Here is a 22,318-nt window from a genome sequence, read left to right as displayed (position 1 = left end):
CCCTAACGCTAACGCCGTTTCGCCCCTGCTCCCTCACGGGCCTCTCGTCCGCCGGGCGGGGCTCAGCCCTGACCGGGCTCCGGCGTCAGGACCACGAAGTCGGCTCCCGCGGGGTCGACACAGACGGCCAGCCGCCCGACGCCCGCCGCGTCCTCCGGTCCCATCTGCACGCTGCCGCCGTTCTCCACGACCTTGGCGACGGTGGCGTCGCAGTCCTCCGAGCCGAACACGGGGTGCCAGTACGGGCGCCCGCCGGTCAGGGCGAGGTCGTCGGCCGAGAGCTCCATCAGACCGCCGTGCATGCGCTCCTCGTCCTGGCCGGCGGGGGTCAGGATTTCATAGGTGCCGCCGTCGCCCGGCAGGGGAACGCCCTGGGTCCGCCAGCCGAAGAGACTGCCGTAGAACTCCTTCGCGGCGGCGCCGTCCGTGGTGTAGAGCTCGGTCCAGGTGAGGGTGCCCGGCTGGTCCACCGCCTCCAGGCCCTTGCTGGTGCCGGGCTGCCAGACGGCGAACTGGCCGCCCTGCGGATCGGTGAGCTGGGCCATCCAACCGGCCCCGCCGGCGTCGACCGGGGCCGTCCGGACCGTGCCGCCCAACCGCTCCACGGCCTCGGCCGTGCCCTGGGCGTCGGGGGTGTTGAAGTAGATCATCCAGGCGGAGCGGGCCCCCTCCTCGGTGAGCGGACCCACCGCGGACACGATCCTGCCGTTGAGCCGGAACGCGCCGTACCCGCCCGCGTCCGGGCCGAAGGAGTCGAGCTCCCAGCCGAAGACCGCGCCGTAGAAGGCCGCCGCGGCGGGGACGTCGGGCGCCCCCAGGTCGAGCCAGCACGGAGAGCCGGGCACGAAGTCGGTCGTGATCATGGCGATGTCCCTTCGCAGATCCCGTTACGACATCAGCGTCCCACCCGCCACTGACAATCGCCCCGGCAACCGCTCCGGCAACCGCCTCACCTGCGACAACGGCGCATCGGCCCAGCCCTCGACGTCGCGGGGCGCCGGGCCGGCCCTCGACGCGACGGCGCGCCGGCTCAGCCCTCGACGTAGGTGACGCCGCCGAGTTCGAGGGTCGCCGCCCCCGCCGTGGTGTCGGCCAGCCAGGCGCGGAAGGGCCCGACCTCCTCCTCCGCCACCCCCACCTCGATGGCCACCCGCTCCGCGTAGCGCACCTCGCGGACCGCGTGCCCGGTGGCCCTCAGGTCGTTCTCCAGCCGGCCGGCCCGCTGGTGGTCGACGGTGACCGTGGCCAGCCGGAGCCTGCGCCGGGCCACGGTGCCGAGCGCGTCGAGCGCCTGCCCGACCGCCCCGCCGTACGCCCTGATCAGTCCGCCCGCGCCGAGCTGCACCCCGCCGTAGTAGCGGGTGACGACGGCGACGACGTCCCGCATGTTCCGGCGCAGCAGCATCTGGAGCATCGGCACCCCCGCCGTGCCCCCGGGCTCCCCGTCGTCGCTGGACTTCTGCACGTCACCGGTGGCGCCGAGGACGTAGGCGAAGCAGTTGTGCGTGGCGGTGGGGTGCTCCTTGCGGACCCGCCCGATGGCCTCCAGGGCCTCCTCCTCGGTGGCGGCCGGGGCGAGCGTGGTGAGGAAGCGGGACTTCTTGATCTCGATCTCGTGCGTGCCCGCGCGCGCCACGGTCCGGTACTGCTCCTACATCGGGCCAGCCTATGCCGCCGCACACGGAATGATCCGGCCGGGCCGCGTCGTTCTCCCGCCATGAACAGGGACACGGACGCCGAGACGGTGCGCAGGATTCTGACGGACACGGGCGACACCTGGGCGGTGGTGGGCCTGTCGACGAACCGCTCCCGGGCGGCGTACGGCGTGGCGGAGGTGCTGCGCGCCGCCGGCAAGCGGGTGGTGCCGGTGCACCCCAAGGCGGAGACGGTGCACGGGGAGCCCGGGTACGCCTCGCTGGCCGAGATCCCCTTCCCGGTCGACGTGGTGGACGTCTTCGTCAACAGCGAGCTGGCCGGGCGGGTGGCCGACGAGGCGGTGGCCATCGGCGCGCGGGCGGTCTGGTTCCAGTTGGGCGTGGTCGACGAGGCGGCGTACGAGCGCACGCGCGCGGCCGGGCTCGACATGGTGATGGACCGCTGCCCGGCGATCGAGCTCGGAAGGCTCTGAGCTCAGGAACCGGTGAGCCGGTCCCTGCCCGCCGCGTCGTCGAGCTCCGCGAGCCCGCTGAGCTGCTCCGGGGTGATGCCGTCCGGGACCGGTACGGGCGGCGGGGTGCGCAGCGGCGGCTGCCAGCCGGTCTCCGGGTCCCAGCGCCGTACGACGCGGGCGGGCGCGCCGGCCACCACGCTGTGGTCCGGCACCTCGCCGCGCACGACCGCCCCCGCCGCGACCACGACGTTCCGGCCGAGCCGCGCGCCGGGCAGGATCACCGCGCCGGCGCCGAGCCAGCTGCCCGAGCCGATCTCCACGGGCTGCGAGCGCGGCCACTGCTTGCCGATGGGCTGGTGCGGGTCGTCGTAGGAGTGGTTGTCGGAGGTGATGTACACATACGGGCCGCAGTAGACGTCGTCGCCTATGACCACCGGCAGGGAGGCCACCACATGGCTGCCGCGGCCGAGGACGAGTCCGTTGCCGATGCACACCACCGGGTCCGGGCCGAGGTCCAGGTCGGGCATCATGCCCGCGGTCAGCGTGACCTGCTCGCCTATGACGCAGTGGTCGCCCAGCTCGATCCAGGGCTCGCCGAAGACGGTGCCCTGCGGGAAGGCGAGCCGGGTGCCGGTGCCGATCCGGCGGAAGCGGTACGGGCCCGGGCTCTCGGCCGTCACCCCGCCGTGGCGCTGGAGCCAGCGCCAGCCCCGGTGCACGGCACCGGAGAGGAGGCGGCGGCGCCAGGCCGCCGGCGAGGGTCGGGGCTTCCGGTCGTTCGGCACCCGCACACGGTACTCAGCGGTGCCGACGGCGGTCCTCGCGGCCCGCTGTGATCTTCACCCCACCCGGGCGCGGCGCGGCGGCGCGTCGCCTACCGTGCCGATGACGGAGCAGTGGGCGACGGAGGGATCACGATGGCCGAGCGGGCGTTGCGGATGGGCATCGGGGGCAAGGAGCCGCGGGTCGACGCGTCGGCGTTCACCGCGCCGACCTCCGTGGTGATCGGGGACGTCAGCCTGGCGGCGGGCTCCAGCGTCTGGTACCACGCCGTTCTGCGGGCCGACTGCGACTCCATCACCGTCGGCGCCGGCAGCAACATCCAGGACAACTGCACCGTCCATGTGGACCCCGGCTTCCCGGTCGCCGTCGGCGAGCGCGTGACCGTCGGGCACAACGCCGTGCTGCACGGCTGCACCGTGGAGGACGACGTGCTGGTCGGGATGGGGGCGACGGTGCTCAACGGCGCCGTGATCGGCGCGGGTTCGCTGATCGCGGCCCAGGCGCTGGTCCCGCAGGGCCTGCGGGTGCCCCCGGGGTCGCTGGTCGCCGGGGTGCCGGCCAAGGTCAAGCGGGAACTGACCGCCGAGGAGCGGGAGCACATCGCGCTCAACGCGGCGGTGTACGTGGATCTGGCCGGGGCCCATCGCGCGGCCCTGACCGGCGCGGGGGCGGCGGACTGACCGCCCGGCCGCCGGTGGAGCGGGGCCGCACGCGGAGCGCGACCGCCCAGGGCGGGACGGCCCAGGGCTGGGCCCCTCGGAGCGCGACCGCCCGGGACTGGCCCCTCAGAGTGTGACCGCTCAGGGCGCGGTCGCGCCCACCTCCGGCTTCGCCGCCTCCGCGGCCTCCGCCTCCGTCTCCGCCGCTTCCGCGCGCTCCGCCTCCGCCGCGGCCTTCTTCGCGCGGTTCTTGAGGATGAGCATCGAGCCGGCGCCGATCAGCACCGCGAGCACCAGCCCCAGCCAGGAGAAGCGCTTGAGCCAGGCCTCGGCCGCGATGCCGACGTAGTAGATGACCGCGGTGGTGCCGCCCGCCCAGAGGATGCCGCCGAGGACGTTGGCGGTGAGGAACTTCCAGTACGGCATGCGCAGCACGCCCGCCAGCGGGCCGGCGAAGATCCGCAGCAGGGCGACGAAGCGGCCGAAGAAGACGGCCCACATGCCCCACTTCTCGAAGGACCGCTCGGCGCTGGCGATGTGGTGCGGCCCGAAGTGCTTGGGGAACTTGCCGCCCATCCAGGTCAGCAGCGGTTTGCCGCCCTTGCGACCGATCGCGTACCCGATGGAGTCGCCGATGATGGCGCCGGCGGTGGCGCACGTGCCCAGGATCAGCGGGTCGATCTCATGGTGCTGCGAGGCCAGCAGCGCCGAGCTGACGAGGACGATCTCACCGGGCAGGGGGATGCCGAGGCTCTCCAGCCCGATGACCACCCCTACCAGGATGTAGATGCTGACCGCCGGGACGGTCTCGAGCCACTCCTGGACGTGCAACGCCGGTTCCCTCCGTCTGATGGCCGCGGTGCCGTCGGCCCTGGCCGATGCCCGGCGCGCGCCGTCGTGCGTACGCCGGGCAGCCTACTGGAATCACGGAGACAGACGCCGGGACCCGACGATCAGTTGTTCGGCCGCAGGGTCCAGACGATGGACATCTCCCCGGTGACCGCGCCGTCCTCCCGGGTGATGGCGATCGCGACCGGGAACTCGGGTCGCCGGCCGGCGTCCAGCTCCGCCACCACGTCGGCGATCGGGCGGCCGAGCGTGGCGGTGGCCGTGACCGGGCCCATGGCGAGCTTCTTGTAGCCGATCTCGGCGCGGACGGCGAGCGGCACGGCGCGCGAGAGCTGGTCGCCGAAGGCGGCCATCACGATCGCGCCACTGGCCGACTCCGCCAGGGTGAACATCGCACCGGCGTGCGGACCGCCGACGTGGTTGTGGTAGTCGGGCTGGTCGGGCAACCGCACCACGGCGCGCTCCGGGGTGGTCTCGACGAAGTCGAGGTTCAGGGTGCGGGCCATCGGCACGGTGGCCGTCATCATGTCGCCGATCGACGGCGAGGTCTCGGTCATGAGCCGCACGTTACCAGCGAGTAGCTTGTGGCGGGAGGGGCGCCACGGAGACACCCGGGGACCGGGCGGGGCGCCCCCGGCCCGCACCCCGCAGGGGCTGCCGTAGCAGTTCGGCCATGCCCCCTCTATGGTTATCGGCCATGTGGCCAGGACAGCAGCCGCCCGGGGGCGAGCAGAACCCGCACAACCCGAATCCGTATCAGCAGGCGGGTCATCAGCAACAGGGCCCTCAGCAGCCCAATCCGTACCAACAGCAGGGATACCAGCAGCAGGGGTACCAACAGCCCAACCCGTACCAGCAGCAGCCCGGGTTCCCGCCCCAGCAGCCGCAGGGCCACGCGCCGCAGTGGAACGTCCCCGGTGCCCCGGGGGCGCCCCAGCCGCCCCGCGACAACCGGAAGAAGGTCACGGTCATCGCCGTGGTGGCGGCCGTCGCCGTCGTGATCGCCGCGACGGTGACCGGCGTCATCCTCCTCGGGGGCGACGAGAAGAACGACGACAAGAAGGCCGTGGCCACCGACGACAAGGGCTCGGCGGCGCCCTCCGCCCCGGCCCCGCCCGCGCCGAGCGGCGCCGCCCAGGACAACCCGCGCGGCGCGCCCGCGGCCGAGGTCAAGCCGGTCGTCCAGGGCTGGCAGGCGGTCACCAACCAGAAGCGCGGGGTCGCCTTCGACGTGCCCCCGGAGTGGAAGGTCCTCGGCTCCGGCTACTCCTGGTCCATCGCGGACGAGAACAAGAAGGACGACAAGGCGCTCTTCCCCACACCGCTGCTCACGATGTCCGGCCCGGCGGTGTACAAGGAGAAGTACTGCTCCGTGCCCGAGAGCAAGGGCTCGTACTCGGTGGCCACGGTCGGCGCCAAGGGCGCGCAGGGCGCCAAGGGCACCGCGGAGGCGGCCAAGATCGAGTCCGGCAACTGGGCGTTCGGCGCCTTCGATCAGCAGAAGTCGGGCAAGTTCGACGTCGGCGAGTCCAAGCCGTTCACCACCACCCACGGCATCTCCGGCCATGTCTCCATGACCACGGTCACCGGCGTCAAGAAGCGCAACAAGTGCGAGACCGACGGCAAGGCGTACGCCGTCTCGTACAAGGCGCCCAGCGGGGACCTCGCCACCTGGATTCTCACCTCGGTCAAGGGGACCCCGGAGGAGGTCCCCGACGAGACCATTCAGAAGATCATGTCCACCCTGCGACCGCTGGCCTCCTGATTCCTCGAAATCGCTTGGCAGCGGCGGCCCGATGCCGCCATAGTCCGCGGGTGACGAACCGGACCGGCGCGGCGCGCCGACTGCCGCGCCGCCCCTTATGGGCGGGCCGCAACTACAGCCTGCTGACCGCCGCCGCCGTGATCACGAACCTCGGGAACTCCGGGGCTCTGATCGCGGCGGCGTTCGCCGTTCTCCAGGCGGGCGGCAGCAGTACGGACGTCGGGCTGGTCGCCGCGGCCCGTACGGTCGCGCTCGTCGGCTTCCTGCTGATCGGCGGCGCCATCGCGGACCGGCTGCCGCGCCATCGGGTGATGGTCGCCGCGAACACCGTCAACTGCCTCTCCCAGGCCGGGTTCGCCGCCCTCGTGCTCTCCGGTGACGCGCGGATCTGGCAGATGGCGCTCTTCTCCGCGGTGGGCGGCGCGGGGCACGCCTTCTTCTCCCCCGCCGCCGAGGGCATGCTCCTCTCCACCGTCAGCGGCGAGCAGTCCGGGCGCGCCTTCGCCGTCTTCCGGATGGGCATGAGCGGCGCCACGATCGGCGGCGCGGCCCTCGGCGGCGCGCTGATCGCCCTGCTCGGCCCCGGTTGGGTGCTCGCCATCGACGCCGCGGCCTTCGCGTGCGCGGGGGCGCTCCGGGCGTTCCTCGACGTCGGCCCGGCACGGGAGCGGGCCCCGGGCGGGGGGCTACTGCTCGATCTGCGCGAGGGCTGGCGCGAGTTCGCCTCCCGGCCCTGGCTGTGGTCGATCGTTGTGCAGTTCGCCGTGGTGAACGCCGTGTCCGGCGCGGCCGACGCGGTGTACGGGCCGCTGGTGGCCGAGGAGCACCTGGGCGGCGCCCGCCCGTGGGGGCTGGCGCTCGCCGCGTTCGGGGTGGGCACGCTCTGCGGCGGACTGCTGATGACCCGCTGGCGGCCGCGCCGCATCCTGCTCGCCGGCACCCTGTGCGTCTTCCCGCTCGCCCTGCCCTCCGCCGCGCTCGCCGTGCCCCTGCCGATCGGCCCGCTGGTGGCGGCGATGTTCGTCAGCGGCCTGGCGCTGGAGGTGTTCGGCGTGGCCTGGATGCTCGCGCTCCACCAGGAGATCCCCGAGGAGAAGCTCTCCCGGGTCTCGGCGTACGACTGGCTGGGGTCGGTCGCCGGCATGCCGATCGCGGCGGGGCTCGCGGGGCCGGCGGAGCACGCGCTCGGCCGGAGTACGGCGCTGTGGGGCTGTGCGCTGCTGATCGTACTGTTGACGGCCGCGGTGCTGACCGTCCCGGACGTGCGCCGCCTCACGCGCCGGCCCCCTTGGGCCGGCGGGCTTCCGCACGACGACGACGTCAGCCGATGCTGAACGCGCCCTCCGGCGGCTCCGGCGAAGGCACCGCGTCCTCCTCCCGTACGGGCCGCGCCCCGCGCACGAAGCGGTCCAGCGCGGCGCCGTGCTCGACCCGCGCCGGGAAGGCGTCGGCCGCCACCAGGCGGGCCAGCCGCTCCACGGGCAGCGGCGCGTGCGAGGCGACGAGCAGCGCGTTGCCGAAGCGCCGACCGCGCAGCACCGAGGGCTCGGCGATCAGGCAGAGCTCGGGGAAGGCCGTGCCGAAGGTGGCCAGCTGGGAGCGGAGGAAGGCGAACGGGGCGCCGTCGGCGAGGTTGGCGGCGTAGACACCGGCCGGCCGCAGGGCGCGGGCCGCCGCCCGCGCGTAGTCCACGGACGTGAGATGCGCGGGCACCCGGGAGCCGCCGAACACGTCCGCGACGACGACATCCGCCGAGGCGGGCGGCGCCTGTTCGAGCCACGCCCGGGCGTCGGTGCCGTGGACGGTGATCCCACTGCCCTCCGGCACCGGAAGGTGCTCGGCGACCAGCGCGATCAGACCGCGGTCCGACTCGACCACCGTCTGCCGGGAGCCCGGCCGGGTGGCCGCGACCCGGCGCGGCAGGGTGAGGGCGCCGCCGCCGAGGTGCAGGGCGTCCAGGGGGCGGCCCGGGGCGAAGGCCGCGTCGAGGAGATGGGCGAGCCGCTGGGTGTACTCGAACTCCAGGTGGACGGGGTCGTCCAGGTCCACGTACGACTGGGGCGCGCCGTCCACGGTGAGCAGCCAGGCGCGCCGCCGGTCGACGTCCGGCATGAGCTTCGCGGTGCCGCCGTCCACGTCCCGGATCACGGGTATCGGCCCGTCGCCCACGGGGGTCGGCTCGTCGGTGTTCACGGACCCATTGTGGGCCCTGCCCCGGCGGGTCCCGGGCCACCCGCGCCACCCCCCGTACCGGCGGGAGAACGCCCCGGCCCGCCCGCGACGGCGATCACCGTGCCGGCCCCCACCGTTCGCCCGCCGTCGTGGACGGTGAGGCGCAGCCCCGGTTCCAGCGCCAGCGCGCGGTCGAGCTCGACCGTCATCGGCACGGTCTCGCCGGGGTGCGCCACCGCCGCCGGTCCGCCGAGGTCGACGGCGCCGGCCACCTCGGCCGTACGGAGGCGGAACCGCGGGCGGCGACCGCTCCTCAGCGCCGTGCCCCATCCGCCCTCCGCCGTGGAGAACAGATGGACGCGTGCGGTGAAGCGCCGTTCGACGGTCACCGAGGCGGGCGCCACCACCGCGTCACCGCGCCGCACCTCCTCCGGCCGGACCCCGCGCAGCCGCAGCGTGACGGTGTCGCCCGGCCCGGCGTGCGCTCCGGGCGCGGGCCCGCCGGCGGCCGGCTCCTCCCGCTCCCCACCCGCGACCGTGGCCGTGATCGCAGGCGCGGCCAGGTCCGTGCCGGCGATTGTCAGCCCGGTGACGACCGCCGTGGCGTCGCTGCCGGTGAGGTGGACCCGGTCCCCCACCCGCACCGTCCCCCGCTCCACCGTGCCGGTGACCAGGGAGCCGGTGGCCAGGAAGCCGGTGCCCAGGGAGCCGGTGTCGCTCTCGCCGAGGGCCGGGACGTTGTCGACCGGCAGCAGGAACGGCGCGTCGACGCGTGGGCGCGGCGTCGGTACGTAGATGTCGACCGCGTCCAGCAGGGCCTCGATCGTGCCCGTCCAGCGCGGGTCGCCCTCCAGCGCCCGCAGCCCCGACACTCGTACGACGGGCAGGGTGTCCCCCGCGTAGCCGTGGGCGGAGAGCAGCTCCCGCGCCTCCAGTTCGACGAGGTCGGCCAGGTCCGGATCGCCGGCGTCCGCCTTGGTGAGCGCGACGACGACGTGCTCGACCCCGACCTGACGGGCGAGGAGCACCTGCGCCACGGTCTGCGACATGACGCCGTCGGGCGCCGAGACGACGAGGATCGCCCCGTCGAGCCGGACCGACCCCGTCACCATGTTCCTGACGTAGTCGGTGTGATCGGGCATGTCGACATGGGCGTAATGCCGGGTGTCGGTTCTGTACTCGACATGGCCCCTGTCGATGGTGATGCCACGGGTCACCTCCGTCGGCCCCGTACCGGCGCCGCCGCGCGCGGCGAGCACCGCGACGATGGCGGCCGTGAGCGTGGTCTTGCCGTGGCCGGCCTGGCCCAGGGCCCCGATGGTGAGATGTGGCCTGGTGCGCGCGTACGGCTGCTTCGCCATGGTCCCCTTCCCCGGACTCCCCCGGACTCCCCGGGACTCCCCGGGCGACGGCGGGCGGCGCCGGTGCGCAGGCCGTTCGGAACATGCCTCGATGATCGTGGCCGGCCGCTGGGCCGTCCAACCAATTAGCGGCGCCGGCGGCGCGGGGCGCGCTCACTCCGGTGCGCCGCCGGGGCTGCGCCGACCGTGTCCCCGCGGCCGGGCTGACAACGATCCGACACCTTTGTCGGTTAGTCTCCCCGGATGCTCGACGCCACCCCGCCGTCCGCCGGACTTCCCGCCCGGTGCGCCAAGGCGCTGCTGTCACCGTGCTCCCGTCTGGCGCTCCTCGCGGCCCTGCTCTCGGCGGCGGCGACGACCGTCGTCCTGTACGAGCCGCAGCGGCTGCTGGCCGGCGGCTGGCCACCCCAGGTCTCGGGCGGCTCGGCCGTGGTGCTGTTCGCGATCGCGTATGGCATCTGTACGGCGGCCCTGGTGCCGCGGCCGATTCTCAATCTGGCGGCGGGGGCGCTGTTCGGGTCCGGCTTCGGGCTGGCCTCGGCGCTCGTGGGCACGGTGCTCGGCGCGGGCCTCGCCTTCGGGCTCGGGCGGCTGCTCGGGCAGGAGGCGCTGCGGCCGCTGCTGCGGGCCCGCTGGCTGGCGGCGGCGGACCGGCAGCTCAGCCGGCACGGCTTCCGCTCGATGCTGCTGGTGCGGCTGGTGCCCGGGGTGCCGTTCGCCGCGGCGAACTACGGCGCGGCCGTCTCCCGGATGGGCTGGCTGCCCTTCCTGCTGGCCACGGCGATCGGCAGCGTGCCCAATACGGCGGCGTACGTGGTGGCGGGCAGCCGCGCGTCGGCACCGACCTCGCCGGCGTTCCTGATCTCGATGGCCTTCATCGCCCTGACCGGGCTCGCCGCGCTGATCGTCGCCTGGCGCAAGCGGGCGGGGCTGCGGTCCCGGCCACCCCGCTGACCCAGCGTACCCCGATTCATCGGGTGGTACGACTATTGGCGCGCTCGGGTAACCACCCGCGCACAGGGGTAGTGCGGCAGCGGACCGAGACGCCGCGACGAAAGGCCGACATCCCGTGGCACACCCCTTTGAACTGCCGACCTTCTATGTGCCCCACCCGGCGCGGCTGAACCCGCACCTGGAGGAGGCGCGGCGGCACAGCAAGGAGTGGGCCCGCGCGATGGGGATGCTGGAGGGGTCCGGGATCTGGGAGGAGCACGACCTCGACTCCCACGACTACGCGCTGCTGTGCTCGTACACCCACCCGGACGCCACGGCCGCGCAGCTCTCGCTGGTCACCGACTGGTACGTGTGGGTCTTCTTCTTCGACGACCACTTCCTGGAGACGTTCAAGCGCACCCAGGACCGGGCCGGCGGAAAGGCGTATCTGGACCGGCTGGCGGCGTTCATGCCGATGGACCTCTCCGAGGGCTTTCCGGAGCCGCGAAACCCGGTCGAGGCGGGCCTCGCCGATCTGTGGGCCCGCACCGTGCCCGAGATGTCGCTGGACTGGCGCGCCCGGTTCGCCGAGAGCACCGAGCACCTGCTCAACGAGTCCCTCTGGGAGCTCTCCAACATCAACGCCGGGCGCGTCCCCAACCCGGTCGAGTACATCGAGATGCGCCGCAAGGTCGGCGGCGCGCCCTGGTCGGCGGGGCTGGTCGAGTACGCGGCGGGCGCCGAGGTCCCGGCGGCCGTCGCCGACTCCCGGCCGCTGCGGGTGCTGCGGGACGCCTTCGCCGACGGCGTCCATCTGCGCAACGACCTGTTCTCCTACGAGCGGGAGACCCAGGACGAGGGCGAGCTCGCCAATGGCGTCCTGGTGCTGGAGACGTTCCTGGGGTGCTCCACCCAGGAGGCGGCGGACGCCGTCAACGACCTGCTCACCTCGCGCCTCCAGCAGTTCGAGGACACCGTGCTCACCGAGCTGGAGCCGCTCTTCGTCGAACGCGGCCTGGACCCGCGCTCCCGGGCGGCCGTGCTGGCCTATGTGAAGGGCCTCCAGGACTGGCAGTCCGGCGGGCACGAGTGGCATCTGCGCTCCAGCCGCTACATGAACGAGGGCGCCCTCGACTCCGCGGGCGCCGCCCGTGCGCTGCCCTTCCTCCCCAGTGGCCTCGGCACCTCGGCGGTGAGCCTGCTGTCCCTCTCCCGGCAGGCCGGGCCGGGCCGGGTGCGGCGCTACACCCACGTCCCGTACCAGCGGGTCGGGCCGTCGCTGCTGCCCGAGTTCGAGATGCCGTTCCCCACCCGGCTCAACCCGCACCTGGAGCGGGCCCGGCCGCAGGCAGTGGAGTGGGCGCGCCGGATGGGGATGCTCGAGCCGCAGCCCGGGGTTCCCGGCTCCCACATCTGGGACGCGCGCAAGCTCGCCGGGTTCGACTTCCCGCTGTGCGCGGCCGGCCTCGCCCCGGACGCCACCCCGGAGGCGCTGGACCTCGGATCGCAGTGGCTGACCTGGGGCACCTACGGGGACGACTACTACCCCGTGGTGTTCGGCCGCTCCCGGGACCTGGCCGGCGCGAAGGCGTGCACCGACCGCCTGGCGGCGTTCATGCCGATCGACCCCGTCGCCCAGCCCGCGCCCGAGCCCACCAACGCGCTGGAGCGCGGGCTCGCCGATCTGTGGGCGCGCACGGCCGGGCCGATGGACCTCGACGCCCGCCGCACCTTCCGGGCCGCGGTCGGGTCCATGACCGACAGCTGGCTGTGGGAGCTGGCCAACCAGGCCCAGAACCGCGTTCCCGACCCGGTCGACTACATCGAGATGCGCCGGAAGACCTTCGGCTCGGACCTCACCATGAGCCTGGCCCGGCTCTCCCACGGCCGGCGCGTCCCGCCCGAGATCTACCGCAGCGGGCCGATGCGCTCCCTGGAGAACTCCGCGGCCGACTACGCCGCGCTGATGAACGACCTCTTCTCCTACCAGAAGGAGATCGAGTTCGAGGGGGAGGTCCACAACGGCGTCCTGGTCGTCCAGCAGTTCTTCGACTGCGACTACCCGACGGCGGTGGAAATCGTCCATGACCTCATGAACTCGCGCATGCGCCAGTTCCAGCACGTGGTGGAGCACGAGCTGCCCGTCCTCTACGACGATTTCGACCTCGACGCGGAGGCCCGCGCCGCGCTGGACGGCTATGTGGAGGACCTGCGCAACTGGCTCGCCGGCATTCTGACGTGGCACCAGGACTGTCACCGCTACGAGGAGTCCTGTCTGCGCCACGACCCCACACCCGAGAGCGCCCTGGCCGGCCCGTCGGGGCTGGGCACCTCGGCCGCGCGTGTCGCCCTGACGCTGGCGAGAGGCGGCGTGCCCGCGTGGTGAGCCCTCGTGTTCAGCCGCGTCTCTCGGCCGCGGCGCTCAGCCGCGGCGCAGCCGGGGGGCCAGCACGGTCATCGCCGCCATCAGGGCGACCAGCACCAGCATGGCCACGCGCAGGCTCGTGGCCTCCGCGATGCCGCCCATGATCGGCGGCCCGGCCAGGAAGCCCACGTAGCCCACCGCGGAGACGGCCGCGATCGAGGGGCCGGGCCGCAGCGGGTCGTGGCGCGCCGCGTAGCTGAAGATCACGGGGATGACGGCGGCGAGCCCCAGGCCGAGCAGCGCGTACCCGGCGAGGCCCGCCTCGGGCGTGGGCAGCGCGATGGAGACGGCCGCGCCGACCGCCGACAGCACCGCGCACCCCAGGACGAACCGGGTGTCGCCGGTGCGGGCCCGCACCCGGTCGGCGGCGAGCCGGCCGAGCACCATGCCGGCGGAGAAGACCGCGAAGCCGGCCGCCGCGGTGCCGGCCGACGAGCCGGTGACATCGTGCAGATAGACCGCGCCCCAGTCGTTCATCACGCCCTCGCCCATCAGGGCGCAGAAGGCGATCAGGCCGGGGACCCACAGCCCGCGGGTGGGCAGGGCGAGCAGCGGGCCGGAGGCGGACGCGTCGGGCGGGTCGGGCAGCAGCGCCGCCATGGCCACGGCGCCGGCGAGCGCCAGCACCACGGCGGTCACCAGGAAGTGGCCGCCCACCCCGATGCCCGCGGCGGCCGCCGCGCTGCCCACCAGCGCCCCCGCGATGCCGCCGAGGCTGAACATGGCGTGGAAGCCGCCGAGGATGGGCCGCCCGTACTCCCGTTCGACGAGGACGGCCTGGGTGTTCATGGCGACGTCGACGGCGGTGTTGCCGCAGGCGAAGGCGGCGAGGACCACCGTGAGGAGGGGGACGCCCGGCGCCACCGCGATCAGCGGCAGGGCGCCCAGGTAGACGGCCGCGCCGCCGATGAGCACCCGCCGGCTGCCCCAGCGGGCGACCAGGCCGCCCACCAGGGGGAGCCCGGCGAACGCCCCGGTGCTCAGGCCGACCAGGGCGATGGCCAGCTCCCCCGCGGAGAGGTCCAGTCGGTCCTGCACGGCCGGCACCCGCGCGGCCCAGGTGGCGAACGCGGCACCGGTCACGAAGAAGACGCCGCAGACCGCCACGCGGGCGGCCCGCAGCCGCTTCGTGGGCGGCGCGGGGCGCTCCTCGGCCGCCCGGCCGGCGTCGGCCAGGCGCGTCGTCCGGTCGCCGCCCGCTCCGGCGGGGCCGTGGGGGCCCGCGGCGAAGGCCGGGTCTTCCGAGCCGCTCGGGGACACGTCGTCTTCCTCTCGTCCTGATCGTCGCATCGGACAGCTCGTCCTGATCGTCGTATCGGACGGCTCGCCCCGCCTGTCGTACGGGGCGGCACGCCCTGTCCGCCGTGCGCGGTGACACGTCCGGCCCGTCGTACGGAGTGGCGCGCACCGCCCGTCGTACGGGGTGGCACCCCTGTCCGCCGTACGGGGTGGGCGCACGGGGGTCGCTCCCGTGCGGCCACCCGCCTTACGGGGTGTGCGCCGGCTCCGCCGACTCCGCCGCGATCCGGCGGGCCAGGGAGACCACCGCGTCCCGCTCCTCCACCAGGACCTTGTGGAACACGTCGGCGAACGCCCGCATGGTGGCGAGGTCGTTCGGCGGGCCCAGTGAGCTGAAGCTCTGCCCCAGCACCAGGCGGCGCCGGCAGATGTCCTCGGCGACCGGGTACTCCTCCGGGCGGTAGACCCGGCCGGGCTCGGCGTGGCCGCAGGTCCACGGGCAGCCGCGCCCGTAGCCGCGCCGCTCCTGGAACAGCGTCTGCGCCGGCACCGGCTGGTGCTGCCAGCGCATGATCCCCAGGCCCTCAGCGTTCACGGCCTTCTCCACCGCGTCCCTGAACGCCGCCACCGGCAGGTCGTCGAGGCCCAGGTCCTCCGGCCGCACCAGCAGGGGGTAGAAGAAGTAGACGTGGGTCATGCCCTCGGGCACCGCCGGGGGCCGAATGCCGGGGATGCCGGCCAGGGCCTCGGTGAGGGCCGCGCCGTTCTCCCGCCGCACCCGGCTCATCTCCTCCAGCCGGCCGAGCTGCGAGCGGGCGAAGGCCGCGGCGAGGACGTCGATGCGGTAGTTCCAGCCCATGATGCGCGCGTTGTAGTCGCGGCCCTGCCCGGGCAGTTCCTCGCCGAACATCAGCACCCGGCGGGCCAGCTTGAACTGCTCCGCGTCGCGGGTGGCGAACAGCCCGCCCTCGCCGAGCGCCGACAGCGTCTTGGAGCCGTTGAGGCTGGCGCCGCTCATGTCCCCGAGCGAGCCCACCGGCCGTCCGTGGTAGGTGGCGCCGTGCGCCTGGGCCGCGTCCTCGATCAGGGTCAGGCCGTGCCGCCGGGTGATGCCGGCGAGCGCGTCGTAGTCGGCCGGCAGCCCGTTGAGGTCCACCGCGACGACGGCCCGGGTGCGCGGTGTGATCCGCTCGGCCACCAGCGCGGGGTCGACGGTGAACGTCTCGGGGTCGGAGTCCACGAAGACCGGCACGGCGTTGGCCTGGAGCACGCAGGAGGCCGAGGCGAGAAACGTATCGGCCGGCACCAGCACCTCGTCGCCGGGCTCCACCCCGGCCGCGGCGATGGCCATGTGCAGGGCGGCGGTACCGGAGTTGGCCGCCAGCACGTACGGCATGCCGGTGAACTCCGCCCAGGCGTCCTCCAGTTCCTGCACGGTCCGCATCGGCCAGTGCCAGGGCGTGGCGTCGTCCATGGCGCGCAGCACGGCCGCGCGGTCGTCGTCGACAATGTGGGGCCACGGGGCGACCTGGCCCTTGCCGATGACGGGGCTGCCCCCGTCGAGTGCTAGCACGCCGCGGCCTCCTCACGGGTGTCGAGGGCCCCGCCCGGGGCGGCCGGGCCGGCGAGGGTGCCGGGAGCGGCGGGCTCGCTCGGCTCGCGCCGGAAGACGGCCTTGGCCGAGGGCAGTTCGGGGTACGGCCCCAGTTCGCCGGCGAGCGCCTTGAGCCCGGCGTCGAGCGGGACGCGCGGTTCGAACCCCAGGCCGCGGAGTTTCGACACGTCCGCGACCAGCCGGAAGCTGTCGTCCAGCCGGCCGGCGTCGGCCTCCAGCAAGGCCGGCGCGCCGGTGGCCCTGCCCACGGCCTCGGCGAGGGCGCGCAGGGACACCTCCTGGCCACTGCCCAGGTTGTAGATCTCGCCCTCGGCCCCGGACTCGGCCAGGGTGATCAGCGCGGCGCACAGATCCGTGACGTGGATGAAGTCGCGGGTCTTGCGGTCGATGTCCCCCACCACCGGGATCGGCCGTTCGTTGAGCTGCCAGCGCAGGAACTGGGACACCTCCCCACCGGCCCGCCGCGGGTCCTCGCCGGGGCCGTAGACGACGAAGGATCGGCCGATCACCACGGGCAGTCCGATCGCCTCGTGGAGGCTGCGCAGCACCAGTTCCCCGGACAGCTTCGACGCCCCGTAGGGCAGAAACGGGCGCGTGGGGTGTTCCTCGGTGATGGGGGTGGTCTGCGGCGTGCCGTAGACGATGGCGGAGGAGAGATAGACGAGCCGGCTCACCCCGAGTTCGGCACAGGCGTTGCCGACATTGCAGGTGCCCATCCCGTTGACCTCGAAGTCGAACCTCGGGTTCTCCACGGACAGCGTCCCGCTGGCATTACCGGCCAAATGAAAGACTGTATGAATACCTTTGAGTGCGATGAGCACATCGCCGTAGTCGCGCAGGTCCGCTCGTGCGTGACGGACCCCGGGAAGGGCCGCGACCTCCGGGCCCGGATCGGCCAGGTCGACGATCACGACCCGCTTTCCCAGGGCGACGAGGGCGGCGGCGAGGTGTCGCCCGATGAAGCCGGCTCCGCCGGTCACGGCCACCTCGGCACTGCTTGAGCAGGCACGGGAATCAAGCAGCAGATTGTTCATGAAAGAGCCTCAGATCCTTGTTCTTGACCGAGTGGGTGAGACGTTGGATGAGGAATGAGTCCGAAGGGCATGTCCGGCGCCGAATCGACGGCCACCTTGGGCCGGTCCGGGAATGGTGCTCCCGCGCGCCGTACGGTCCGGCCGAGTCCACGATGTGGTCGCTCGGCCGATGCCACCGCTCTCCTTGAAAGGGGACCTTGCCCCTGCCCGGACGGTACGACCGTTTTCCGGTGGGAGTGCCCAGCGGTGACGCACCACCATCTGCCGGTCTCCGACGGTAGTGGATATCGGGTGAAGAGGAAACCACCGCCGAAGGGGTTGCTTCAGAATCGGCCATTTCCCGAAATGCCGCAAGGGCAAACGGAATTTGGGATTTCCACCGGTCCGGGCCGACGGCGTTCCCCGGCCGGCGACTACATCGAAGGGTGTACCGCCGCCTCATCACCGGCCACGATGTGCGGCGCGGGGGGCCTGGTGATGATGAGGGGAACGACGACACCTGAGGGACGTGCGCGGCGGACAGCAGCCGGCCGGCCGCGCGTTCGGCCGACGCGGCCGTCGCCCCGGGTGGCGCAAAGTACCCGCCGCACGGCGGGCCGACCGCCGCCGCTCGCCGTGCGGCGCGCCGGCCCCGGCCGCCTCTCACCCCGGAGCCCGGCTGTGACGTGCGACGATTCTCCGCCGCTCACGGTCGCCCAACCGTTACTCTCGGCTCCGTGGCGACCAGTGATCACGCAGCGGACGACGCCGGGCATCCGCCCCTGGGCCTCGCGGCGGGCTCCCCCACCGTGGGCCTGCGGCCCCGGGACCGCTCGGGCCGGTGCGGCGGGCCGGGCGCGCCGGCCGGCCCGGACCGCGCCCGGGCCGTCGACCGCGTCCGGACGGCCGACCGCACCCGAGGGCTGATGGCGGCCATGCTGGCGATCAGCGGGGAGCTCGAACTGCCCGTGGTGCTGCGCCGCATCGTGAGCACCGCGATGGAGCTCATCGGGGCCCGCTACGGCGCCCTGGGCGTCCTGGACGAGGACGGGGTGCGGCTCGCCGAGTTCATCCCCGTCGGCCTCACCGAGGAGGAGACCGCGCGCCTGGCCGGCGTGGAGCTGCCGCACGGCAGGGGGCTGCTCGGCCTGCTCATCAGCGATCCGCGGCCGCTGCGCGTCGAGGCCATCGCCGCCCACCCCGCGTCCGCCGGCTTCCCGCCCGGCCACCCGCCGATGCGGACGCTGCTGGGCGTCGCGATCGGGGTGCGCGGCCGGGTGTACGGGAATCTGTACCTGTCGGACCGCATCGACGGCCGGCCCTTCGACGCCGACGACGAGGCGCTGGTGGTGGCCCTGGCCGGCGCGGCCGGCGTCGCCATCGAGAACGCCCGGCTCTACGGCCAGGTCCGCTCCGGCGCCGAGCAGTTCCAGCGGCTGCTGCTGCCCCGGCTGCCCGAGCTGGCGCCGTTCACCTCCTGGGCGCTGTACCAGCCGGCGACGGACCCGGCCCTGCTGGGCGGCGACTGGTACGACGCGCTCGTGCTGCCGGACGGCGCCCTGGCGACCATCGTCGGCGACGTGGTCGGCCACGACGTGCGGGCGGCGGCGGCCATGGCGCGGCTCCGCAACATGCTGCGGGCCCTCGCCTTCGACACCGGCGCCGCGCCCAGCGCCGTACTGGCCCGGCTCGACCGGACCCTGGAGGCGCTGGGCGAGCCCGTGATGGCGACCGTGTGCCTGGCCCGCATCGAGCCCCACGAGGGCGGGTGGCGGCTGGTCTGGAGCAGCGCGGGCCACCCGCCGCCGCTGGTGGTCACCGCGCCGGGCGAGGCCGGCTACCCCGAGGGCGAGCCCGATCCGCCGCTCGGGGTCGACGCCGGCCACCGGCGGCTCGACCACCGGTGCCCGCTGCCCCCGGGCGCCACCGTGGTGATGTTCACCGACGGCCTGGTCGAGCACCCGCGCCGGGACCTCGGGGACGGCCTGCGGACGGTGGCCGAGGTGGCCGCGGCGCACGCGGACCGGCCGGTGGAGGAGCTGGGCCGGGCGGTGGTGGCCGCCCGGCCCAGCGACGGCCACGACGACATGGCGGTGCTCGCCCTCCGCGCGCCGGCGACGGCGGAGGGCCGGGGTCCTCGGAAGGCGGAGGGCCGGGGTCTTCAGAAAGCCGTTACACAAGGGCGCTAGGCTTCCCTCCGCCGAGGCCGGTGATCCTCATCGGGGGCACGTCAGGCGGAGGGCGGTCGACCGGCTCCGCGTCGAAGGAGTCGGCGAGGGGGCGGCGGCGGCTCGCCGCGGGCCGCCTCCCGCAGCAGCGGGCCACCTCCCGCAGAAGGGGACACGCCCGTCGGCCGGATGCCCGGAAAACCCCGCGTGACCTGTGGTCCAGCAGGTCAGGCCATGATCATTGCTTGGATGCGTTACGTCTCATGTCGTGGTTCGAATCATTCATCCTGGGGCTCGTCCAGGGGTTGACCGAGTTCCTGCCGATCTCCTCCAGCGCCCATCTGCGGCTGACCGCGGCATTCGCGCAGTGGGAGGACCCGGGGGCGGCGTTCACCGCCATCACCCAGATCGGGACCGAGGCCGCCGTCCTCATCTACTTCCGCAAGGACATCGCGCGGATCATCTCGGCGTGGTGCCGCTCGCTGTTCGACAAGTCGCTGCGCTCCGATCACGACGCGAAGATGGGCTGGCTGGTGATCGTCGGCTCGATCCCCATCGGTGTGCTGGGGGTCACGCTCAAGGACCAGATCGAGGGCCCGTTCCGCGATCTGCGGGTGACCGCCACCACGCTCATCGTCATGGGCATCGTCCTCGGAGTCGCCGACCGGCTGGCGGCACGTGACGAGAACGGCGGCCGACACCGCGCGGTCCGCGAGCGCAAGACGCTCTCCGAGCTCACCGTGCGCGACGGCCTCGTCTACGGCGTCTGCCAGGCGATGGCCCTCATCCCCGGCGTCTCCCGCTCCGGGGCGACGATCAGCGGCGGCCTGCTGATGGGCTACACCCGGGAGGCGGCGGCCCGGTACTCCTTCCTGCTCGCCATCCCCGCCGTGCTGGCCTCGGGCGGCTACGAGCTCAAGGACGCCATGAGCGAGGGCCATGTCGCCTGGGGCCCCACGGCCTTCGCCACGGTCATCGCCTTCGTGGTGGGATACGCGGTGATCGCGTGGTTCATGCGGTTCATCTCGACCAAGAGCTTCATGCCCTTCGTGGTCTACCGCATCCTGCTCGGCATCGCCCTGATCATCCTGGTGGCGATGGGCGTCCTGGAACCGGACGCGGGCCAGTCCGTGGGCTGACCCGTCGAGAAGCGGCTTCCGCCCCCCGCCCGTCATGGGCCGGGGGCGGCTGCGTTTCGGCCGCGGGCGGTGCACCGGGGCCGGTGCACCGGGGCTGGTTCGCAGGGCCGGTTCGCCGGGGCCGGTTCGCCCGAATCAGCTCACGCGGCCGTACCAGACGCTGTTGGTCCAGATCTTCTCCTGGCGCACGGTCTTGCCCGGCTTCGGCGAGTGCCAGATCGTGTTGTTACCCGCGTAGATGCCGACGTGGTAGACGTTCCGTCCGGAGTGGAAGAACACCAGGTCGCCCGCCTGTCGGCCGGAGGCGGGAATGTGGCGGGTCCGGTTGTACTGGGCGGCCGCCGTGCGCGGGAGGTTCTTGCCGGCCCGCTTGTAGGCGTACTGCGTGAGCCCCGAGCAGTCGAACCGGTTGGGGCCCGCCGCCCCGTACTGGTACGGGGCGCCCCGCTTGGCCGCGGCGGCCTTGAGCGCCGTGCCGGCCGGGCTCGCGGCCTCGGCGCCGCCGGACATCGCCGGGACGAGGACCGTCGCGGCGACGGCCGCGGTGGTGAGGGCGGCCGTGGCGCCGGCCCGGGACATGAGCGTGGGTATGTGCGTCCGCGCGGACATGGGTGAACCCTTCGTCATCCGCCTGCGAAAGATGACCTGTCGGGTTCGGGCTGCGAAGGTGCCCGGCCAATGCGTGGCTTCACCCCAAGGGCCACCGCTGTCGTGGCCCGTCGTGCTCGGGTCTCCCGCTCCTGCCAACTCGTCTGCGTCGGTCACGTCCGGGTGGTGGCAGGACTCGGCGTCCGCCCGGACGGCCCCGTCCCGACGACGGGGGCTTGAACGTCAGTCATGGATACTGCGCCATCAACCGATCGAATTCAGAGCCGAAACGGCCTTCTGTGAACATGTTCACTACTCATTCGGTCGGGCGTGTCCCGCCGGATTTCTCCCCATGAGGGCGGCTGTGCACCACTCCTGACCCCGGGTCACCGGCCGCCCCCGCCACGTCGTACGACGGCCCGCGCCCGCCCCCGTACTCCACCGGCAGTACACCCGGAGCCGACCGGCGGACGACGACAACGCGGCCGTACGGGAGGAAGGTTGTGGCATGAACGGCAACGGACGCCCTCGCCGGGGCCGGACATGAGCCCCCTCGCCCTCTCGGTGGCACTGGCCCTGCTCTCCGCCGTCGCCTACGCCGCCGCGGCCGTCGTGCAGGAGCGGCTCGCCGCCGGCTCCGCCCCGGGGTGGGCGCCGCTGCTGCGCCAGGGGCGCTGGTGGGCGTCGGTGGCCCTGAACGGCGCGGGCGCCCTGCTGCATGTGATGGCGCTGGGCTGGGGGCCGCTGAGCGTCGTTCAGCCGCTGGGGGTGCTGACCGTGGTGTTCGCCCTGCCCATGGCGGCCGTGTGGGTGAAGCGGCCGGTGAGCCGGGCGGGACGGTGGGGCGCCGTGCTGGTCACCGCGGGCCTGGCCGGGATGCTGCTGCTGACGGGCTCCGGCGAGTCCCGCCCCCTGACCGGCGCCGAGCAGCTGGCCGTGGCGGTGGGCACGCTCGGGGTGCTGACCGGGGCCGGGGTGACGGCGCGATGGGGGCGGCCCACGGCCCGGGCGGTGGCGCTGGCCTGCGCCTCCGGGGTGTCGTTCGGTGTGGCGTCGGTCTTCGTCAAGGCGGTGGTGGACGACTGGACGATCACCTCGGCCGCGGCCTGGCGGGGCGCGGCGCTGCTGGCGGAGCTGCCGCTGCTGGTCGCGGTCGCGGTGCTCGCGGTGACAGGGCTGGCCACGTCGCAGGCGTCGTACCGGGGGGCGGGGCTGACGGCGCCGCTGGCCACGCTCACCGTCGTCAACCCCGTGATCGCCTCCCTGATCGGCCTGGCGCTGCTGGACGAGGGCATCCGCTACGGCCTCGGCGGCGCGCTGCTGGTGCTGGCGGCGGCCGTGGTGACGGTGCTGGGGCTGCTGACGCTGATCCGTGAGACGGCGGCGGCGCGGGGCCGGGCCCGTACGGTGCCCCGGGCCGGCGGCGGGCCGCGGCGCCGGGAGCGCGCGCCCGAAGCCCCGCGCGACGCCGAGGCCGTAGCGGATGCCCTCGTCCATCA

The 22,318-nt window shown here is 73.8% G+C and carries 20 protein-coding genes and 1 riboswitch; of the genes, 9 read left to right on the top strand and 11 right to left on the bottom strand.

Features of this window, described 5'->3' with window-relative positions; translation table 11 throughout:
- Nucleotides 1-62: 62 nt before the first annotated feature.
- Both ACSNOD_RS03425 and ACSNOD_RS03420 read right to left on the bottom strand, forming a co-directional pair.
- Nucleotides 63-863 carry a VOC family protein gene (locus ACSNOD_RS03425; RefSeq protein ID WP_436765205.1) on the bottom strand — a complete coding sequence of 267 codons (801 nt, stop codon included), beginning with the start codon at nucleotides 861-863 and terminating at the stop codon, nucleotides 63-65.
- 167 nt (nucleotides 864-1,030) lie between these two features.
- Nucleotides 1,031-1,636 carry a YigZ family protein gene (locus tag ACSNOD_RS03420; protein WP_436765204.1) on the bottom strand — a complete coding sequence of 202 codons (606 nt, stop codon included), beginning with the start codon at nucleotides 1,634-1,636 and terminating at the stop codon, nucleotides 1,031-1,033.
- Between the two features lie 81 nt (nucleotides 1,637-1,717).
- Between ACSNOD_RS03420 and ACSNOD_RS03415 the strand changes: the two genes are divergently transcribed.
- Nucleotides 1,718-2,128, top strand: coding sequence for a CoA-binding protein (locus ACSNOD_RS03415; protein WP_436765203.1), 411 nt, complete (start codon nucleotides 1,718-1,720; stop codon nucleotides 2,126-2,128).
- A 2-nt stretch (nucleotides 2,129-2,130) separates the two neighbouring features.
- Here the strand turns inward: ACSNOD_RS03415 and ACSNOD_RS03410 are convergent, their stop codons facing one another.
- Complete coding sequence (locus ACSNOD_RS03410; protein ID WP_436765202.1) at nucleotides 2,131-2,895, bottom strand: acyltransferase; 765 nt, start codon at nucleotides 2,893-2,895, stop codon at nucleotides 2,131-2,133.
- Nucleotides 2,896-3,027: 132 nt separating this feature from the next.
- Between ACSNOD_RS03410 and ACSNOD_RS03405 the strand changes: the two genes are divergently transcribed.
- Nucleotides 3,028-3,573 carry a gamma carbonic anhydrase family protein gene (locus ACSNOD_RS03405; RefSeq protein ID WP_436765201.1) on the top strand — a complete coding sequence of 182 codons (546 nt, stop codon included), beginning with the start codon at nucleotides 3,028-3,030 and terminating at the stop codon, nucleotides 3,571-3,573.
- A gap of 120 nt (nucleotides 3,574-3,693) precedes the next feature.
- Here ACSNOD_RS03405 and ACSNOD_RS03400 read toward each other — a convergent pair whose 3' ends face one another.
- Nucleotides 3,694-4,383: a DedA family protein gene (locus ACSNOD_RS03400; protein WP_436765200.1), complete on the bottom strand. Its 690-nt coding sequence runs from the start codon at nucleotides 4,381-4,383 to the stop codon at nucleotides 3,694-3,696.
- A gap of 122 nt (nucleotides 4,384-4,505) precedes the next feature.
- A complete protein-coding gene (locus ACSNOD_RS03395; protein WP_436765199.1) occupies nucleotides 4,506-4,958 on the bottom strand; it encodes a DUF4442 domain-containing protein in 453 nt (150 codons plus the stop codon).
- A gap of 140 nt (nucleotides 4,959-5,098) precedes the next feature.
- Here ACSNOD_RS03395 and ACSNOD_RS03390 point away from each other — a divergent pair, with 140 nt between their 5' ends.
- Nucleotides 5,099-6,166 (top strand): hypothetical protein, encoded by a 1,068-nt coding sequence (locus tag ACSNOD_RS03390; protein WP_436765198.1) that lies wholly within the window; start codon nucleotides 5,099-5,101, stop codon nucleotides 6,164-6,166.
- A 50-nt stretch (nucleotides 6,167-6,216) separates the two neighbouring features.
- A complete protein-coding gene (locus ACSNOD_RS03385; protein ID WP_436765197.1) occupies nucleotides 6,217-7,500 on the top strand; it encodes an MFS transporter in 1,284 nt (427 codons plus the stop codon).
- On the opposite strand, the gene ACSNOD_RS03380 is transcribed toward ACSNOD_RS03385, so the two are convergent.
- Entirely contained in the window at nucleotides 7,487-8,278 is a 792-nt protein-coding gene (locus tag ACSNOD_RS03380) for a spermidine synthase (RefSeq protein WP_436765228.1), read from the bottom strand. The two genes, ACSNOD_RS03385 and ACSNOD_RS03380, sit on opposite strands and share 14 nt — an antisense overlap.
- 77 nt (nucleotides 8,279-8,355) lie before the next feature.
- Entirely contained in the window at nucleotides 8,356-9,699 is a 1,344-nt protein-coding gene (locus ACSNOD_RS03375; RefSeq protein WP_436765196.1) for a GTP-binding protein, read from the bottom strand.
- Nucleotides 9,700-9,942: 243 nt separating this feature from the next.
- On the opposite strand from ACSNOD_RS03375, the gene ACSNOD_RS03370 reads away from it, so the two are divergent.
- Together ACSNOD_RS03370 and ACSNOD_RS03365 are read left to right on the top strand one after the other, a co-directional pair.
- Nucleotides 9,943-10,653 carry a TVP38/TMEM64 family protein gene (locus ACSNOD_RS03370; RefSeq protein ID WP_436765195.1) on the top strand — a complete coding sequence of 237 codons (711 nt, stop codon included), beginning with the start codon at nucleotides 9,943-9,945 and terminating at the stop codon, nucleotides 10,651-10,653.
- 115 nt (nucleotides 10,654-10,768) lie between these two features.
- On the top strand, nucleotides 10,769-13,018 hold the full coding sequence (locus tag ACSNOD_RS03365; RefSeq protein WP_436765194.1) for a family 2 encapsulin nanocompartment cargo protein terpene cyclase: 2,250 nt from the start codon (nucleotides 10,769-10,771) through the stop codon (nucleotides 13,016-13,018).
- Between the two features lie 36 nt (nucleotides 13,019-13,054).
- On the opposite strand, the gene ACSNOD_RS03360 is transcribed toward ACSNOD_RS03365, so the two are convergent.
- From ACSNOD_RS03360 to ACSNOD_RS03350, 3 genes are all read right to left on the bottom strand, one after another.
- The gene (locus ACSNOD_RS03360) at nucleotides 13,055-14,317 is read right to left on the bottom strand and encodes an MFS transporter (RefSeq protein WP_436765193.1); all 1,263 of its coding nucleotides are present in this window, start codon (nucleotides 14,315-14,317) and stop codon (nucleotides 13,055-13,057) included.
- Between the two features lie 226 nt (nucleotides 14,318-14,543).
- Nucleotides 14,544-15,869, bottom strand: a complete 1,326-nt coding sequence (locus tag ACSNOD_RS03355) for a DegT/DnrJ/EryC1/StrS family aminotransferase (RefSeq protein ID WP_436765192.1) — start codon at nucleotides 15,867-15,869, stop codon at nucleotides 14,544-14,546.
- The gene (locus ACSNOD_RS03350; RefSeq protein ID WP_436765191.1) at nucleotides 15,863-16,945 is read right to left on the bottom strand and encodes an NAD-dependent epimerase/dehydratase family protein; all 1,083 of its coding nucleotides are present in this window, start codon (nucleotides 16,943-16,945) and stop codon (nucleotides 15,863-15,865) included. Before ACSNOD_RS03350 ends, ACSNOD_RS03355 begins: the two co-directional genes overlap by 7 nt.
- 905 nt (nucleotides 16,946-17,850) lie before the next feature.
- Between ACSNOD_RS03350 and ACSNOD_RS03345 the strand changes: the two genes are divergently transcribed.
- Both ACSNOD_RS03345 and ACSNOD_RS03340 read left to right on the top strand, forming a co-directional pair.
- Complete coding sequence (locus tag ACSNOD_RS03345; RefSeq protein ID WP_436765227.1) at nucleotides 17,851-19,113, top strand: PP2C family protein-serine/threonine phosphatase; 1,263 nt, start codon at nucleotides 17,851-17,853, stop codon at nucleotides 19,111-19,113.
- Nucleotides 19,114-19,355: 242 nt separating this feature from the next.
- Nucleotides 19,356-20,231 carry an undecaprenyl-diphosphate phosphatase gene (locus ACSNOD_RS03340; RefSeq protein ID WP_436765190.1) on the top strand — a complete coding sequence of 292 codons (876 nt, stop codon included), beginning with the start codon at nucleotides 19,356-19,358 and terminating at the stop codon, nucleotides 20,229-20,231.
- Between the two features lie 135 nt (nucleotides 20,232-20,366).
- On the opposite strand, the gene ACSNOD_RS03335 is transcribed toward ACSNOD_RS03340, so the two are convergent.
- On the bottom strand, nucleotides 20,367-20,840 hold the full coding sequence (locus tag ACSNOD_RS03335) for a C40 family peptidase (RefSeq protein WP_436765189.1): 474 nt from the start codon (nucleotides 20,838-20,840) through the stop codon (nucleotides 20,367-20,369).
- A gap of 3 nt (nucleotides 20,841-20,843) precedes the next feature.
- Nucleotides 20,844-20,998, bottom strand: a riboswitch (cyclic di-AMP (ydaO/yuaA leader).
- 364 nt (nucleotides 20,999-21,362) lie between these two features.
- Here ACSNOD_RS03335 and ACSNOD_RS03330 point away from each other — a divergent pair.
- Nucleotides 21,363-22,318: DMT family transporter (locus ACSNOD_RS03330; protein WP_436765188.1), on the top strand; the 956-nt coding region annotated here is incomplete at its 3' end.

Origin of the sequence: Streptomyces sp. URMC 123, assembly GCF_051386515.1 — a bacterium.
GTDB lineage: Bacteria > Actinomycetota > Actinomycetes > Streptomycetales > Streptomycetaceae > Streptomyces.
Note: the sequence above shows the minus strand (reverse complement) of the source record. Positions and strands in the feature narration are given on the sequence as shown.

What these genes read in the sequence shown, in the direction of transcription:
- ACSNOD_RS03370 (WP_436765195.1), top strand. Translation starts at nt 9,943, where the DNA reads ATGCTCGACGCCACCCCGCCGTCCGCCGGACTTCCCGCCCGGTGCGCC.
- ACSNOD_RS03340 (WP_436765190.1), top strand. Translation starts at nt 19,356, where the DNA reads ATGTCGTGGTTCGAATCATTCATCCTGGGGCTCGTCCAGGGGTTGACC.
- ACSNOD_RS03345 (WP_436765227.1), top strand. Translation starts at nt 17,851, where the DNA reads ATGGCGGCCATGCTGGCGATCAGCGGGGAGCTCGAACTGCCCGTGGTG.
- ACSNOD_RS03395 (WP_436765199.1), bottom strand. Translation starts at nt 4,958, where the DNA reads ATGACCGAGACCTCGCCGTCGATCGGCGACATGATGACGGCCACCGTG.
- ACSNOD_RS03390 (WP_436765198.1), top strand. Translation starts at nt 5,099, where the DNA reads ATGTGGCCAGGACAGCAGCCGCCCGGGGGCGAGCAGAACCCGCACAAC.
- ACSNOD_RS03375 (WP_436765196.1), bottom strand. Translation starts at nt 9,699, where the DNA reads ATGGCGAAGCAGCCGTACGCGCGCACCAGGCCACATCTCACCATCGGG.
- ACSNOD_RS03415 (WP_436765203.1), top strand. Translation starts at nt 1,718, where the DNA reads ATGAACAGGGACACGGACGCCGAGACGGTGCGCAGGATTCTGACGGAC.
- ACSNOD_RS03350 (WP_436765191.1), bottom strand. Translation starts at nt 16,945, where the DNA reads ATGAACAATCTGCTGCTTGATTCCCGTGCCTGCTCAAGCAGTGCCGAG.
- ACSNOD_RS03335 (WP_436765189.1), bottom strand. Translation starts at nt 20,840, where the DNA reads ATGTCCGCGCGGACGCACATACCCACGCTCATGTCCCGGGCCGGCGCC.
- ACSNOD_RS03380 (WP_436765228.1), bottom strand. Translation starts at nt 8,278, where the DNA reads ATGCCGGACGTCGACCGGCGGCGCGCCTGGCTGCTCACCGTGGACGGC.
- ACSNOD_RS03405 (WP_436765201.1), top strand. Translation starts at nt 3,028, where the DNA reads ATGGCCGAGCGGGCGTTGCGGATGGGCATCGGGGGCAAGGAGCCGCGG.
- ACSNOD_RS03425 (WP_436765205.1), bottom strand. Translation starts at nt 863, where the DNA reads ATGATCACGACCGACTTCGTGCCCGGCTCTCCGTGCTGGCTCGACCTG.